Source organism: Sphingobacteriaceae bacterium GW460-11-11-14-LB5 (genome assembly GCA_002151545.1).
Classification (GTDB): domain Bacteria; phylum Bacteroidota; class Bacteroidia; order Sphingobacteriales; family Sphingobacteriaceae; genus Pedobacter.
Window position 1 is genome coordinate 454485 of sequence record CP021237.1, and the last position, 15751, is coordinate 470235.

13 protein-coding genes are annotated in these 15751 nt (G+C 39.5%); 11 read left to right on the forward strand and 2 right to left on the reverse strand.

Translation table 11 applies throughout. The features are described from left to right. Positions 1 to 35 precede the first annotated feature (35 nt). Together CA265_01820 and CA265_01825 are read right to left on the reverse strand one after the other, a co-directional pair. Positions 36 to 2441 carry a hypothetical protein gene (locus tag CA265_01820; protein ID ARS38487.1) on the reverse strand — a complete coding sequence of 802 codons (2406 nt, stop codon included), beginning with the start codon at positions 2439 to 2441 and terminating at the stop codon, positions 36 to 38. Further along, positions 2441 to 3256, reverse strand: a complete 816-nt coding sequence (locus tag CA265_01825) for a hypothetical protein (protein ID ARS38488.1) — start codon at positions 3254 to 3256, stop codon at positions 2441 to 2443. The genes CA265_01820 and CA265_01825 overlap by 1 nt, the downstream gene beginning before the upstream one ends. 497 nt (positions 3257 to 3753) lie before the next feature. On the opposite strand from CA265_01825, the gene CA265_01830 reads away from it, so the two are divergent. The 11 genes from CA265_01830 to CA265_01880 all read left to right on the forward strand — a co-directional run bounded on the left by CA265_01830 (position 3754) and on the right by CA265_01880 (position 15744). Continuing rightward, the gene (locus CA265_01830; GenBank protein ID ARS38489.1) at positions 3754 to 4128 is read left to right on the forward strand and encodes a hypothetical protein; all 375 of its coding nucleotides are present in this window, start codon (positions 3754 to 3756) and stop codon (positions 4126 to 4128) included. Between the two features lie 180 nt (positions 4129 to 4308). Next, positions 4309 to 4704, forward strand: coding sequence for a hypothetical protein (locus tag CA265_01835; GenBank protein ARS38490.1), 396 nt, complete (start codon positions 4309 to 4311; stop codon positions 4702 to 4704). Positions 4705 to 5273: 569 nt separating this feature from the next. Beyond that, on the forward strand, positions 5274 to 5615 hold the full coding sequence (locus CA265_01840; GenBank protein ARS38491.1) for a hypothetical protein: 342 nt from the start codon (positions 5274 to 5276) through the stop codon (positions 5613 to 5615). 173 nt (positions 5616 to 5788) lie between these two features. Next, positions 5789 to 6181, forward strand: coding sequence for a hypothetical protein (locus CA265_01845; GenBank protein ARS38492.1), 393 nt, complete (start codon positions 5789 to 5791; stop codon positions 6179 to 6181). Between the two features lie 106 nt (positions 6182 to 6287). Further along, positions 6288 to 7028 carry a hypothetical protein gene (locus CA265_01850; protein ARS38493.1) on the forward strand — a complete coding sequence of 247 codons (741 nt, stop codon included), beginning with the start codon at positions 6288 to 6290 and terminating at the stop codon, positions 7026 to 7028. A 183-nt stretch (positions 7029 to 7211) separates the two neighbouring features. Continuing rightward, positions 7212 to 8249 (forward strand): hypothetical protein, encoded by a 1038-nt coding sequence (locus CA265_01855; protein ARS42856.1) that lies wholly within the window; start codon positions 7212 to 7214, stop codon positions 8247 to 8249. A gap of 648 nt (positions 8250 to 8897) precedes the next feature. Beyond that, positions 8898 to 9884 (forward strand): type I glyceraldehyde-3-phosphate dehydrogenase, encoded by a 987-nt coding sequence (locus tag CA265_01860; GenBank protein ID ARS38494.1) that lies wholly within the window; start codon positions 8898 to 8900, stop codon positions 9882 to 9884. A 167-nt stretch (positions 9885 to 10051) separates the two neighbouring features. Further along, entirely contained in the window at positions 10052 to 11377 is a 1326-nt protein-coding gene (locus CA265_01865) for a paraquat-inducible protein A (GenBank protein ARS38495.1), read from the forward strand. A 35-nt stretch (positions 11378 to 11412) separates the two neighbouring features. Then, positions 11413 to 12750 carry a 2-methylisocitrate lyase gene (locus CA265_01870; protein ARS38496.1) on the forward strand — a complete coding sequence of 446 codons (1338 nt, stop codon included), beginning with the start codon at positions 11413 to 11415 and terminating at the stop codon, positions 12748 to 12750. Positions 12751 to 14107: 1357 nt separating this feature from the next. Next, the gene (locus tag CA265_01875) at positions 14108 to 14545 is read left to right on the forward strand and encodes a hypothetical protein (GenBank protein ID ARS38497.1); all 438 of its coding nucleotides are present in this window, start codon (positions 14108 to 14110) and stop codon (positions 14543 to 14545) included. Between the two features lie 5 nt (positions 14546 to 14550). Then, entirely contained in the window at positions 14551 to 15744 is a 1194-nt protein-coding gene (locus CA265_01880; GenBank protein ARS38498.1) for a phosphoglycerate kinase, read from the forward strand. The last annotated feature ends 7 nt before the right edge of the window (positions 15745 to 15751 follow it).

Here is a 15751-nt window from a genome sequence, read left to right on the forward strand (position 1 = left end):
TTCCATCATCCATTTTCCATCTCACCTTTTCCATTCTATTTTCTCTTCCAAAATTCCCACCAACTCTTCTCATCATCATAATAGCCACTTTTTCCATAGCCGGTATAGTTAGAGTAGTAATACGTTCCGGTATTGCTATGGGCATAATTGGTGGTATAAATGTTGGCATGCAGCTTCTCATCACCAAATGAATTTAGGATAATTGCAATGTTGTTAAGGCCATATTCTTTTGATAAACGATCGGGAATGGTGGCGGCCCTGAATTTAGAAACGCCTGAACGGATAATAAACAGGTTAATATCTGCTTTCCGGATGAGCGGAACAGAATCTGAAACTAGGCCTACAGGAGCCGTATCGATAATAATATATTCATAACTTTCTCTAAGCTTTTCAATCAATGTTCCCATGGCCTTGTGGTGTAAAAGTTCAGAAGGATTTGGAGGAACCGGGCCAGAAGTGATATAATCAATATTATGTCGTTCATCAGTAAAGATGATATCTGCTAAATCAGCCTGTTTTGATAAATAACTGCTTAAACCAATGTGGTTGTCCGAGCCAAAAGCATAGTGGAGTTTAGATTTTCGTAAATCCGCAGCAATTAAAATCACTTTTTTGTCAATAATAGATAAAGTACCGGCAAGATTTAGACTTACGAACGATTTCCCTTCTCCTGAAACCTCTGAAGTAATACAAATTACCTTAGTTTCCTGATCACTGGCCATAAAACTTAGGTTCGTTCGCACCGACCTCACCGATTCGGCAAATATAGATTTTGGGCGTTCTATCGATAAAACGCTTTCACCAAGGCCAACTTTTTTAGGGTATTTTAAAATTACCCCAATAATAGGAGTTGCGGTTAAGCCCTCAATCGTCTCAATATCGTACAGATAAGGATTTAATATTCTGACCAATAAAATTAAACCCAGGCCCGAAAACAAACCCATAAATAAATAAGAAGAATAAATTTTCTTCGGCACAGGAGAGATCGGGAAAAAGGAAGGCTGTGCGACACTGATAATGGTGGCGCCCGAAATTACGGCTGCTGAGCTAATCTGCGCAGAGAGTTTTCGTTCAAACAGCATCGAAAACATACGCTGGTTGATGTCGAAATTGCTTTGTAATTTTGCAAAATCATTTTGTTTGGCTGGTATACTACCCAGAGCCTGATTGGCCAGGCCAATTTGTCCGTTAATGTAACTGATGGTTTTTTGATTACGCTCGTGCAATAACCGGATATTGGTTACAATAGCCTGTTTCACTTCATTAATTTGCCGGTTAATATCTTGTATGGGTTGAGCATCAGCATTGAAATTCTGTAACTTATTTTCTCTATTAATGATAAGTGCATTGAGTTGTGCTATTAAACCAGTTAAGAGCGTACTGTTGGTGCCCTCTAAGTTAAGGTTAAGCTGTATCCGATCCTTATTGTTTTTTACTTGTGTTTCTAATTGCTGAATACCCAATTCTTGCAGTTGTAATTCAGCAATCTGGTTTTGTAGATTGCTGATTTTCGAATTTCCCAGTTCCCTATCGCTAGTTGGATCGATGAGTTTGTTACTGCTTTGAAAGGTGGAAAGTTTGTTGCCCGATTTATTTACCTGGGCATCTAAAAACGCAATCTGACTATCCAGATAGTCTATAGTTTGTTTAGCTGACCTTTTCTTAAGCCTTGCATCATTTTTTACATATTGTTTGATAATCTCATTCAATACATTGGCGGAAAAAACCGGATTACTATCGGTATGTGTAACCCCCATAATATTGGTGTTTTTCTCCTGTTCGAACACATTTAAGCCACCAGCAGCCCGGCCATACAGATCTCTGGTTCCATTAAATTTGAAGCTATAATTACCAGTAGCTGGGATTTCTGTTTTAACGGTAAAAACCATATTCCCCATGCTTATGGCCTGCCCATAACGATATTTTTTCAAATGCTGATTATTATCGTCGCTGCTTGATAGTTCGAAAGTCCGGTTATCAACAGGTTTAACTGCATAGGTAGCCCTGCTGAAATTAACAGAATCTTGCGTTAAAATATCAACCTGAAATGGCTGTGTGGGATAAAGTTCGGTTACCCGTACTCTCCCTTCCAAATAATAGCTAATTTTATAATCAAGATTCTTTAATGCATTTAAAATTACATCTTCCGATCGCATAATAATACCTTCGGTTTGAATCTGATTCTGATTAAAAGGACGATAATTTACAGGAGAACCAGGCAGAGAAGTCATTTGTTGCTGCTGGTCGCTGTCTAGTTTTAGCGAAGCCGAAGTAATATAAATAGGGGTAATGCTCCGCACATAAAGCCAGGCCATTACAAAGCTGATCAATACTGTTCCGGCAACCCAATACCATCTACTCAAGAAAATCAATACGATTTTCCAATAGTTAATGGTCTGGCTGGCTAACTTTCTATTTTCGGTTGGTGTAGTGTTATCCATTAGCGGGTTAAGGTAAAGATTAATACAGCCAGATTGACTACCACCAGCAAGGGTTGTACAATGTTATTCACACTGGTTAGCTTTTCGCTCAATGCCGAGCTCTTGGTTTGTTGCAATACGATAATATCGTTATTTTGAAGAATCAGCTTTTTACTGGCTAAACTGTTAATGTCGTTTAAGTTAACGTAGATAATTTCAGGATGGCTTCTGTCGCCACGAATAATTTTTAGGGTCTTAGGATCAGCGGTTTTGTTAATACCCCCTGCTTCACCAATAATATCAATTAAGGTGGTATTTTCCCGCTCGAGTAAAAAATTCCCTTGTTTGCCAAACTCTCCTAATAAGGTCACTTTTAAGTTTACTACACTTAATTCGATAATGGGGTCGCGAAGCAGTTGTTTTGCATATAAATCCTGAATTTTAATGGCCGCATCCCGTCTGCTTAAACCGATCACATCCACCTTTCCTATAGCTGGCAGGTTAACTTTACCATCAATATCTACCGGATAAGAAAGTATATTATTTATGGAACCTCCTGCATTTTGGGAGTTGTTCGAACCTGATCCAGATGATGCAGTAGCCCCAAATTCTTTGTTCTGTACATTTCGGATGGCCAATTGATCATTCACCTTTATTTTATAATAGGCATCACTAATACCCTGATCGTTTACCACATACACCTGCTTAATGGTATCGGTAACGACATCACTTGGGGCGTTAAATAGACTATGCTCTTTTCTGGCGGCACAGCTGGCAAGGGCAATAGTAATAGATAAAATACAAAGAAATTTTAAAATTGCTTTTGTCGGGATCATATTTAATTCGGGATGTAGGATGTAAGCTTAGGGCTTACGTACAAAAATATGGGTTAAAGATGCTTAAAAAAAATTAAATTAGAATTAAGGCTCGTCGATTGCCTTTTATGTACCTAATGGGCTCACTTGATTTTTTTAATCATTAATTCCAGATATACTTTGTAAACAACACTTTCCGATTTTTAATTGTGCTGTTTTTAACTCATGATGAGGCGTGTCTGAATTCAAAGCCATTTTTTGTGTTGATATAAATCAACGTAAAAGTTTAACTGTGTAGTTTTGATACTACAGTTATAAGGTATATTTGTCCATATTTATTTAAGCTATAAAGCTGGTTTATTGTTTTTATGCTTATTTAAAAAGTCGCTATCCCTGTAAGTATAATTCAAGTTGCATATCGCCTGCAGGCGTGTTGTTATTCGGATTTGCCACTATTTTAAGGTTGTTAGGGGCTGTTATTAACCTAAAATGAATAACAACTTTAAGATAATTGGTGTATGAGGTGTTTAAGATTTTCTCTGCTGGCTGTATTTATTTGTTTTATAGGAAATGTTCAAGCTCAATCGGGTTGCATAAAATATTATGGGCCGGGATTCGAAGCAATTTATTACCCAACTAACTTAGGTACTACCGGTGTATTTGGCCCTGATTATGGAGGAAGTCCCCTTAGCATTCCTGCTGGTTGTTCTCCAACCGAACCAGCAAGCACACTCACAAGAGAATGTACTATAGGAGGGATTTACGGAGGCCTGCTCTTGCAAGATCATATTCGGTGTCCTATCGATGATTATGTACCTTTCTTAACATTGTTAGCCAGTTGTGCCGGAGCAATGTTTATCAGGAACAGGTTATGGTTTAGTGAAGGTGAATGAATATGAAATCGTTGATCGGTAAGTTTTGAATGCTGCACGTTTTCTTTTTGGTTAAAAGGTTAACAGGAGGTATGGCGTACTCATAATTGATACCGTAAATATTTTATTTGTATTATTTTATCTACATTTAAGTATTTTTGAGTTGCTTTTTTTAATCTTTGCGAGGTAATGCTCCCGAAGATGCTCAAGATCCTTTTATCCTTTTTAATTTCACTGGTCATTTCGCTGACTGCGGCTGCCCAGACAGGCTGTTTAGTGCTGAATTTTGATACCTATAATAAAGTTTTTAATAACCATGAAACGGCTACCCAATTTTATACCGGAGATGGGAATAACTTTGTATGGTGGGAAGGAGTATGTGGTCCACACACCTACTTGGCAACATCTGGCTCTCCGCAAGGTACCTGTACTTTAAATGGTTCTTCAAAAACTGGCCAGATTTACACCATTTCAACTACTTTTGAAGCGCCATGTGGTTTACCACTAGATGATCATGACATTTTCTTGTTAGCTTTTGCAGGGCTTTTAGGAGCCTGCATGCTGAGGAGTAAATGGAGGTTAAAATATCTGTCGTAGGCCAGGTCCACAATCTATAGATCTTTTTTCTTTTGTTGGTGCAATTAGCTTTTAATATGTTCAACAACCTTGCTTTGATTTTCACCTTTATCAAAGCATATTGTTTAGGGGCTTCGAAATTTTGGGTAAATTACTTAACGTTTATGTATTGCTTCTATAAAAAGAACGTTTGAGTGAGTCGAAATTTTAGCTCAAAATTTTTATTAACCTTGCGATTTCTACAGTTACTGTTGAAACTAATCTTTTAATAATCTCCTGTTCACTAAGCAATTTTCAATTTACTCGTTCATTTTGTTCATGATATTTATCAATAAGTTGATTTGTACTAACTAAAACGTTTTTTAACTGAAAATAGCGCTAATTGTAGTTTTAAATGAGATTTCTTATCATTTGTCATTAATTCTATTCCTTTAGTAGTGTTTTTTAATTGTCTTTTTTGAAAACCAAGCTGAAAACGCCATCGTATATAATTCATTTATTTTCAATATTTGTATTTATTGTAGTTTTTATAATACGTTTTTATGCGCTTCCTGTTCATTTTTACAGTCTGTTCAATAGGTCTTTTTTTTATGCACATACCCATAGCATCTTCACAATCAGGTTGCATTGATAATAATCATGGCGGCGATTATATTTATACCGTTATAATTTCAGGAACAGAGTATGATGGCAATAGCGCGAAGGTGCCGCATACTTATAACAGCACTACTGATTGCAATGCTGTAATTTTACCTTCTTCACCATATAGTAGCTGTACCATTACTAAAAATGGTATGCTTTATGGTACTGGATCTTTGGTTAATTATTCATTGGAAAATTGCCCTCTGGATGATTACAGTATTTTTTCGCTATGTCTATTAGGAGGAGCTGGATATTATTTAATTAAACGAAAACACTTAATACTTTGTTAAGATTTGTTTAACTCTTTAATGTATAAAGATTGCAACTGAGTTTAATAATTTACTACTAATGTAGTTTTTGTCTAATAGCCTAGACATAGATGGCACCTATTTATTGAACAAAAGGAACAACGAATCCATAATGCAAGCAAGCTAATTTTATATCGAATCAGTACCGATATGAAATGAAGGAATGTTTGCTAGCCATCATATTACTTTTTACTTTAAATCCTTTAAGTGTAACTGCTCAGGGAACAGTAGACGGCTGTTTGCTTTCTGATAATTTAGTTTACACAGACTATACTTCACTATTAGGTGCACGACTCTATAGTTCAACACCGACTACGTCTCTGTCGGCGAATTATTGTTCGTGGACAGCTTCCTCCACTGTTTCATGTAATGTGTGCTTTGGGGCTATAAATGCCCTTGCATTGTTATGTGTGGGTGGACCAGTGGTTGGTGGGCAACGAGGCGTTTATACCATGGTAGAGTGCAACCTCGATGACCATTCCTGGGTTTTAGGTGCAGCGGCAGGCCTATTTGGTCTCTTCATTATCAAAAGAAGAAATAAACTGTAAATCATCTTTGTGCGCTTGATAGAAAACCATTCGGCATATGTAAGGCTATTGTTTATCTTTACCCAATTTTTAAGCTTAAAAAGCCAAAGAATCCCGTTTGGTAAACATGAAAATATCCCTAATCACAGTCGTTTACAACGGCGAAGCCTTTTTGCAACAGTGTTTTAGTTCGGTAATGGCGCAAACTTATGCCGATATAGAATATATTGTGATTGATGGAGGATCGACAGACCGAACCCTGAATATTATTCAGGAAAACCAATCTGCCATTGATTATTTTATTTCAGAAAAGGATAAAGGTTTATATGATGCGATTAATAAAGGAATTAATAGGGCAACAGGAGAAGTAATCGGGATTTTAAATGCCGATGATTTATTTGCACATCCTGATGTATTGGCTTCAGTAGCCAAAACCTTTATCGATCAGCCAGAAATAGATGGACTTTATGGTGATCTGAATTATATCCATCCCACAACGCATAAAATTATCAGGACCTGGAAATCACGTCAAAACACAGCGGAAGATCTTAAAAAAGGCTGGATGCCCGCACACCCTACGCTGTATTTGAAAAGATCGTTGTTTGAAAAGAATGGAAATTATGCCTTAGATCTGGGCACGGCTGCCGATTACGAATTAATATTACGTTACTTTTATACCCATAAAATCGAAGCGGTTTATTTACCCATCTTAATGGTGAATATGCGCACAGGTGGTGTAAGTAACCAATCTTTAAGGGGCAGGATCTCTGCTTTTGTTAATGATTATAAAGCGCTGAAGAGAAACAGCATACCATACCCGCTTTTTGCCCTCATGAGGAAAAAGCTGAGTAAACTCAGTCAATTTTAAATCTTTCCTGATTAATTTGGCTACAGCTCCGGTTGAATCATTCTAAAACTGCTTCTCTTTGATTTATGTCATGTTAAACATTTATAAACGACAGTTTGTTATGGGGACATTACTTATATTTGTGTATCAAGTCATCCCGTTTTGCTTAAAGATATCCTGAATACCAATCCAAACTATTTCTGTATGGCCATATTTATTTTGGCCTTTTCTATCGTGGTGATCAGTATTCCAAGTGTAATCTATACCTCATTAAAATATGGCCTTTTTGATAAAAACGACCTGCATCGTAAAAACCATAAACGTAATATTTCACGCTTAGGTGGCCTGGCCATTGTAGGTAGTTTTACCGTAAGCATCTTGCTTTTTTCTGCCATTATTAATTTTAAAGAAGCTAATTTTTTAATTGCGTCGTGCATTATCCTTTCGGCGTTGGGGTTAAAAGACGATGTTTATGGTACCAATACCAGTACAAAATTTATTCTGCAGATTGTGGTGGCTTTTATTCTGGTTTTTTTTGGTGCTTTCCGTTTAACCAGCCTTTACGGTGTATTGGGCATAGGAGATATGTTACCTTTATGGGGAAGTCTTTTTTCAATTGCATTGATTATTTTCCTCAATAATGCATTCAATTTAATAGATGGTATTGACGGGTTGGCAGGTGGAATCGGCATTTTGACGAGCCTGGTTTTCGGTATTTTGTTTTCTTCTATGGGGCAGATAGCATATGCATTTATTGCCTTTGCCCTGGCGGGTGCCATAGCTGGTTTTTTAAAGTACAATTGGTTTCCAGCTAAAATATTTATGGGCGATACGGGTGCATTAATCATCGGACTTATTTCTGCTGCGCTGGCCATTAAATTTATAGAGCTTAATAAGTTCACCGGTGGGAGTAAGCCTGCTTTTTATTCTGCACCAGCCATAGCGGTAGCCATACTCATTGTGCCGGTTTTCGATTCTTTAAGGGTGTTCACTATTCGTATTTTAAAGGGCGGATCTCCGTTTAAGGGCGACCGTAACCATATTCACCACCGTTTAGAGCAGTTAGGCTTAAAGCCCAGCTGGATCGTAATTTCGACTGCGGGGTTTAATCTGGCTACGATAGCGGCTACCATTATTCTACAGCATCTTGGAAATTTTGTGCTGATTCTGCTTATTATTGGCCTCTGCATTGCCTTCAATAGCCTGCTCACCTTAAGTCTGCTTAAAAAGAAAGGCAGGTAGTCGTCTAATTGTTTCTGTATTGTGCAGATCAGAAGTTTCTAGCCCCGGTCGCAGCGGCATCCCCAAAGTGCAACGAAGGGATATAGCGGAGAACGGGAGCCAACACTAATAGTAGCTCAGTCTTTGCGCTTCAGAAAATAAATTTTATTTTTTTGTAAAGCAGGTGTTTGCCTATCGGTTACGGCAGTCCTTCTTTCCGCTCCTATCTTTTTGTGATGGTTAGTGAGATGTTTTTAGATTGGTAGAACAAAAAGGATAGCCGCTACAATAAGGTTTATTTAACGGAGGTTTGTGAAGCAAAACAAAGTAGTATTTCAACTATAAAATGGTGAGCAGTTTTGTGTTTGCCTCCTTGCAAATCAGAAATGCCTAGCCCCGGGCGCAGCGGCATCCCCAAAGCGTAGCGGAGGGATATAGCGAAGAACGGGAACCAACACTAATGGTAGCTCAGCCTTGGCGCTTCGAAAAAAAAAATATTTTTTTAAAAAACGCGTGTTTGTTACCCGGCTAACCTTCATCATTTTGTAAGAATATTAGCACATTTTTGGCCTTACAACCAAAAAGCATCATCCCTTTTCCATCTTATATAATCAGGTCTTTGCTTTGATAAATAAATACTAATTTTGCGCTCTAATTTTTATAATAACAATGAGGCTGGCAATAAATGGTTTTGGTAGAATAGGAAGAACATTTTTACGCTTGGCATTGGCTGAGGGATTTGAAGTAGTGGCCATTAACGACCTGGCAGAAGCCAAGACGATGGCTCACTTATTTAAATACGATACTGTTCATGGTGTTTTCGCGGGTAATGTTTCAGCAAAACCCGATGCCTTGGTGATCAATCAGCTTTCTATTCCGGTTTTCGCCATTAAAGATGCCGATGAATTACCCTGGTCGGCACTTAGGGTAGATCTGGTTATCGATTGTACAGGCAAAAATTTAACCAAATCGCTCGCTGAAAAACACATTACCTCAGGGGCTAAACAAGTGCTGATTTCAGCGCCGGCAGCCGAAGATATTCCGATGGTGGTATTGGGGGTAAACGATCATCAGATTGATTTAACCAGTGCTGTACTATCAAATGCGAGTTGTACTACAAACAATATTGCCCCGATGATTAAGATTTTGAACGATAACTGGGGGGTTGAGGAAGGTTATATTACCACCATCCATTCCATGACCGGCGATCAGAACCTGCATGATGCAAACCACAAAGATTTGCGCAGGGCAAGGGCAGCCTCATCTTCCATTATTCCAACCACAACTGGGGCAGCAAAAGCCATTACCCATATTTTTCCTGAACTGGATGGTCGTTTAGGTGGAGCAGGGATCAGGGTTCCGGTTTTAAACGGATCGTTGACCGATTTTACCTGCCTGCTCAAGAAAAAGACAACCATCGAAGAAATTAATGCTGCTTTTAAACACGCTGCCGAAAATGAATTAAAAGGCCTCCTGGAGTATACTGAAGATCCAATTGTATCTGTCGATATTATCGACAACCCGCATTCTTGTATTTTCGATTCGCTATTAACTTCTATTGTTGGCGATCTGGTTAAAGTGGTAGGCTGGTACGACAACGAATTTGGTTATAGCAGCCGTTTAATCGATGTGGTAAAGAAAATTGATCGATTGTAAAATATAAGGTTTTAAGTAATTTTAAAAAAGGTTTAGCTTTTGCTAAACCTTTTTGTGTTTTATTGGTTTTATCTGCCAATAGCTGGTCAGATTTTGCATTTCCTAAATGCAAGGACTTCAATCTGGACAGGAAGAAGAAAAGAGACTAAACGTGTAAACTGAATCGCTTGGAAACACAAAAAACACACCTTAAAGAGCGGAAGTCTTTTCTTCCCAAATTATTGCTCATCCTCTCACTAGCCGCACTGCTGGTTGCGGAAGGATATTTCGGACTGAGGCTGCACCAACTTTCCGATCAGCAGGAACGCATAAAGGAAGATTATTCCAATATCAATAACATTACCTACGGACTGTTTTCTGTGCAGCAATGGAAAGATAATGTTTCAAGGATTGTGCACCATCAGGTACGCAACCTGAAAATGACCAAAAAACAAAAGAAAATATTACAAACAGAAGTGCAAAATGTGCTGCTCGCCCTTATAGACAAAGCTGAGGCACTGGTTAATAAACCCAAAAAAACAATCAGTGGCAAGATTCAGAAATTTGCGATACGCAATTTTGTAAACTCCGACAGCATCAGGGCACAGGTGCCGGCTTTTGCCAAAAAGATTATTGCCGAGGTAGATAATCCCAAAAACAAGCGGCAACTGAGTAAAATGGCCATGGGCGAGTTTAACGAACTGGCCAATGAAGAAAAGCTCGATAGTGCATTTGTGGCCAACGGAGCTTCTGTAAGGGCATTGTACAAAAAATATCATGTAAGCTCTACCGATGCATTGAATAAAAACCTTGTTCAAACGTTATCCGAAATTCGTAGTAAAACCTACAGTTATTCATTTGGTATGCTGGCTTGCGTGGTGGTGGTGCTGGGTTTTTGGTGGGGGCTTCGCAAACGCCGTGATCTGCATACCACACTCTTTGTCATGTCGTTGCTCTTTGCATTTATCCTCCTGGCTGTCGGCCTCACCGCATCAATGATAGAGGTTGATGCCCGTATCCGTTCGCTGGATTTTGTGCTGCTCGGCGAGCATGTGGTTTTTAAAGATCAGGTGCTGTTTTTTCAGAGCAAAAGTATCATGGACGTGGTAAGCGTACTCATCAGTCAGCCTGGCATCGATTCTATCCTGGTCGGTGTGCTGATATTGGTTTTTAGTATTCTGTTTCCGGCAGTCAAGTTAAGTTCGACGGGAATACACCTCCTGGGGAATAAAAAGCTGGCCGAAAATAAGGTAATTAAATACTTCGCATTCCAATCGGGTAAGTGGAGTATGGCCGATGTTATTGTCATTGCCATACTCATGGCTTATATCGGGCTGAATGGCTTGCTCGAAGGGCAACTTCAGGCACTTAATATCAAAAACGATTCGCTTACCATTCTAACCACCAACAATACGGCATTGCAGCCCGGATATATCATATTCATCAGCTTTGTGTTATATGGCCTCATTCTCTCAACGATATTGAAGTTCATTACACCGCACGATGCCCATTAATCCAATTTAATTGCAGCTGTTTGATTCATTTTTTTATGGCAACAACAACACATAATCCTAAAAATACTCCGGCAAAAAAGAACTGGTTAGCACCTTTTGTGCTAATTACAGCACTTAGCCTGCTTTTAATTGGAGAAGCCTATTTCGGTTACCGCTTCCACCAGCTTTCTTACGAACAAAAACGGATTAAGGAAGATTACAGCCTATCGAACAACATTACCTTTGGCATCTTCTCGGTAGATCGATGGGGAGAGAAGATTTCGGCTGTGGTAGACCGACGGGTAAAAGGCTTCAAGTTAACTGCCAAACAGAAAATAGAGATGCGCAAGGGCATTGAAAAGGAGCTGCACGGATTGGTTAATCAAGCAGTTTCCGAAGTAACCAAGCCTCAGAAAACCCTTGGTGGCAAACTCAAAAAACTAGCCTTTAACAGCTTTGTAGACGTTGATGAACTCCATGCACAGGTGCCATCTTTCGCCAAAACTATTGTAACAAAGATCACAAGTCCGGCCAGTTTAAAGCGGCTCAAAAACGTTGCGGCGAGCAAAGTAGACGAGCTGGAAGAGCAAACCTACGATAGTACCGATACCACCATTACCACGGTAGAACATAATATTTATCAAAAGTACCATGTTGCCGGAGCAAGCGCTTACAATCGTTTGGTAGAGGCCAAACTTGCACAAATTAAACACGATACTTTTCAATGTGCATGGGCGATGCTGGCTTGCGTTGCCATTGCATTAATGCTCTGGCTCTTTTTAAGAAAACGGGTGCAATTGCACGTTCCATTGTTTGTGATGTCGCTGCTCTTTGCTGTTGTTTTGCTTACAGTAGGGGTTACCTCCCCAATTATTGAGGTTGATGCACGTATAAAAACATTAGAGTTTGCATTGTTGGGCGATAAAATCGCCTTCACTAATCAGGTGCTTTTTTTTCAGAGTAAAAGCATACTGGGCATTATCGGAACATTAATCGAACAGCCGAAACCAGATGCCGTGCTCGTTGGTGCATTGTTGCTCTTATTTGTTGTGGCATTGCCGCTACTCCGCATCGTGGCAAGAGGTGTACATGTATCCTGCGGACATCTTTTCGGAAGTCAGAAAGTATTGCGCTTTATGGCATTCGATCTCGGAAAATGGGATATGGCTGATGTAATGGTGGTGGGCATTGCAATGACCTATATCGGCTTAAACGGAATATTGAAAAGCCAGCTCTCCGGCCTGAACATCGAAAACGATACGCTAACCACTGTTACGGCCAATAATTCGGCACTGCAGCTCGGGTTCTTTGTGTTTGTGGCTTATGTGGTTTACGCAAAGGTATTGTCCTTTTTACTTAAGCGGATGGATGAGCGAAACGGCTCGTGTGAGTAGAAAGGGAATATGGTGCTTTCTTAAAAAAAAAAAACGTGATTATGCATTTGTCTAATCTTTTTTAGAAGCGCAGTGCCTGTGCAGCTATTCAAGTTTGTTCCCGTTCTCCGCTATATCCCTTCGCTGCGCTTTGGGGATGCCGCTTCGCCCGGGGCTAAACACTTCCTTTTTGCAAGCAAGCCGATGCAATTCGCCTATTTATTTGGTTGTAATGTAGTTCTGTTGTTTAACAGGCCTTTGTTCAATAAACCTTATTGAAGCGGCTATCCTTTTTGTTCCACCAGCCCACAATATTCCACTATACGATCACAAAAAGATAGGAGCGAAAAGAAGGACTGCCGTAACCGATTAGCACATCACTCGCTTTCCTAATAATGATATATGATCGATTGTTTTAATCTTTTTAGGAGCGCAGCGCCTGTACAGCTATTAAAGTTTGTTCCCGTTCTCCGCTATATCCCTTCGCTGCGCTTTGGGGATGCCGCCTCGCCCGGGGCTAAACACTTCTGATCTGCAAGGAAGCCGATGCAATTCGCCCGTTTATTTGGTTGTATTGTAGTTCTGTTGTTTATAAGCCCTTGTTCAATAAACCTTATTGAAGCGGCTATCCTTTTTGTTCCACCAGCCTACAACATTCCACTTAACGATCACAAAAAGATAGGAGCGGAAAGAAGGACTGCCATAACCGATTAGTACTTCACTCGCTTTCCTAATAATGATATATGATCCATCATTTTAATCTTTTTTGGAGCGCAGTACCTGTACAGTTATTCAAGTTTGTTCCCGGTCTCCGCTATATCCCTTGCTGCACTTTGGGATGCCGCTTCGCCCGGGGCTAAACACTTCCTTTTTGCAAGCAAGCCGATGCAATTCGCATGGTGATAATGTCGTTTTTCTCTTCCACAAGCCTTTGTTCAATAAACCTTATTGAAGCGGCTATCCTTTTTGTTCCACCAGCCTACAACATTCCGCTTAACCATCACAAAAAGATAGGAGCGAAAAGAAGGACTGCCATAACCGATTAGCACATCACTGGCTTTCCTAATAATGATATATGATCCATTGTTTTAATCTTTTAGGAGCGCAGTGCCTGTGCAGTTATTCAAGTTTGTTCCCGTTCTCCGCTATATCCCTCCGCTTCGCTTTGGGGATGCCGCTGCGCCAGGGGCTAAACGCTTCTGATCTGCAAGGGAATCGACACCAAGCTGTCCATTATCCCTTTCTTTTTAATTCAAACCTAACGGTAGCTAAAATGTTAGAACTTTCTGACGGATATTATTATTGGGTTTCAATTGCTTTATTAACTTTGCAAGCGTTGCGGCGCTATGTCTTCAGATATAGCTAATGATAAAAAAATATGGTGAAATTTATTCTTCCAGAAGAAGTACTGCCCTTAAGAAGCCTGGTTTTACGCAATGGCAAACCGTTCGAAGCATGTGTTTTTGAGGGCGATCTTGCCTACGATACTTTTCATCTTGGTTTTTTAAAAGATGGAGAAATAAAATCCATTGCTACTTTTATGCGGAACGATTTTTTTCCGGAAGAGGGAGAGGGCTATCAGCTAAGGGGCATGGCTACACATCCTGATGCCGTTGGCAATGGCTACGGCGCTGCATTGGTTACTTTTGCCATCGAATATTTAAAAGAATATAAAACCGATTATTTATGGTGTAATGCCCGTTCAACAGCGGCAGCTTTTTACAAGAAAATCGGCTTCACGACCGAATCGCCGGAATTTGATATCCCTGGCATCGGTTTCCATTACGAAATGAAATTAAACTTAAATCAAAAATAATTAACATGAATACAATTGACCAGTTTGACTTTAAAGATAAAAAAGCATTAATCAGGGTAGATTTTAATGTGCCTTTAGATGATGAATTTAAAATTACTGATGATAAAAGAATCAGGGCGGCTTTGCCAACCATTTCTAAAATCTTAAAAGATGGTGGTGCGGTTATTTTAATGTCTCACTTAGGTCGCCCGAAAGATGGCCCTACTGATAAATACTCTTTAAAACACATTTTATCTGATTTATCTGCACTTGTTGGTGTTGAAGTTAAATTTGCTGATGATTGTATTGGTGAAAGCGCCGTAAAACAGGCAGCCGATTTAAAATCTGGTGAAGTTTTATTGTTAGAAAACCTTCGTTTTTACAAAGAAGAAGAAAAAGGTGATGTTGCCTTTGCAGAGAAATTATCAAAATTAGGCGATGTTTATGTAAACGATGCCTTTGGTACGGCTCACCGTGCACATGCCTCCACTTCAATTATTGCCCAGTTTTTCCCGGATGCGAAATACTTCGGTTATTTAATGGCCTCGGAAGTTGAAAATGCCGAAAAAATATTAAACCACGCAGAAAGACCTTTTACAGCCATTATGGGTGGTGCTAAAGTATCTGATAAAATTCTTTTGATCGAGAAATTATTGGATAAAGTAGATAATCTGATTATTGGTGGTGGTATGGCTTACACCTTTGCCAAGGCACAAGGTGGAGAAATTGGTACCTCTTTATTAGAAGCCGATAAACAGGAACTTTCTTTAGAACTGATCGAAAAAGCAAAAGCAAAAGGGGTAAACCTGATTTTACCTGTTGATACGGTAATTGCAGATAAATTTGCAAACGATGCCGATAAAAAGGATGTAACATCAGGTCAGATTCCTGCAGATTGGATGGGATTGGATATAGGTCCGAAATCAGTGGCATTATTCCAGGATGTAATTAAAAACTCTAAAACTTTATTGTGGAATGGCCCAATGGGTGTTTTCGAAATGGAAAGTTTCCAGGTGGGTACTAAAGCTGTGGCTGAAGCTGTTGTGGCCGCAACTAAAGATAACGGTGCATTCTCATTGATTGGTGGTGGTGATTCAGCTGCAGCAATCGCAAAATTCGGTATGGAAGATGAAGTAAGCTACGTTTCTACAGGTGGCGGTGCTTTGCTTGAATATATGGAAGGTAAAGAATTGCCGGGTGTTAAAGCCATTAATGGATAAAATGTCA

Excerpts from the sequence above, each read along its gene's own strand:
- CA265_01820 (ARS38487.1), bottom strand. The coding sequence starts at position 2,441 with ATGGATAACACTACACCAACCGAAAATAGAAAGTTAGCCAGCCAGACC.
- CA265_01825 (ARS38488.1), bottom strand. The coding sequence starts at position 3,256 with ATGATCCCGACAAAAGCAATTTTAAAATTTCTTTGTATTTTATCTATT.
- CA265_01830 (ARS38489.1), top strand. The coding sequence starts at position 3,754 with ATGAGGTGTTTAAGATTTTCTCTGCTGGCTGTATTTATTTGTTTTATA.
- CA265_01835 (ARS38490.1), top strand. The coding sequence starts at position 4,309 with ATGCTCAAGATCCTTTTATCCTTTTTAATTTCACTGGTCATTTCGCTG.
- CA265_01840 (ARS38491.1), top strand. The coding sequence starts at position 5,274 with ATGCACATACCCATAGCATCTTCACAATCAGGTTGCATTGATAATAAT.
- CA265_01845 (ARS38492.1), top strand. The coding sequence starts at position 5,789 with ATGAAGGAATGTTTGCTAGCCATCATATTACTTTTTACTTTAAATCCT.
- CA265_01850 (ARS38493.1), top strand. The coding sequence starts at position 6,288 with ATGAAAATATCCCTAATCACAGTCGTTTACAACGGCGAAGCCTTTTTG.
- CA265_01855 (ARS42856.1), top strand. The coding sequence starts at position 7,212 with ATGGCCATATTTATTTTGGCCTTTTCTATCGTGGTGATCAGTATTCCA.
- CA265_01860 (ARS38494.1), top strand. The coding sequence starts at position 8,898 with ATGAGGCTGGCAATAAATGGTTTTGGTAGAATAGGAAGAACATTTTTA.
- CA265_01870 (ARS38496.1), top strand. The coding sequence starts at position 11,413 with ATGGCAACAACAACACATAATCCTAAAAATACTCCGGCAAAAAAGAAC.
- CA265_01875 (ARS38497.1), top strand. The coding sequence starts at position 14,108 with ATGGTGAAATTTATTCTTCCAGAAGAAGTACTGCCCTTAAGAAGCCTG.
- CA265_01880 (ARS38498.1), top strand. The coding sequence starts at position 14,551 with ATGAATACAATTGACCAGTTTGACTTTAAAGATAAAAAAGCATTAATC.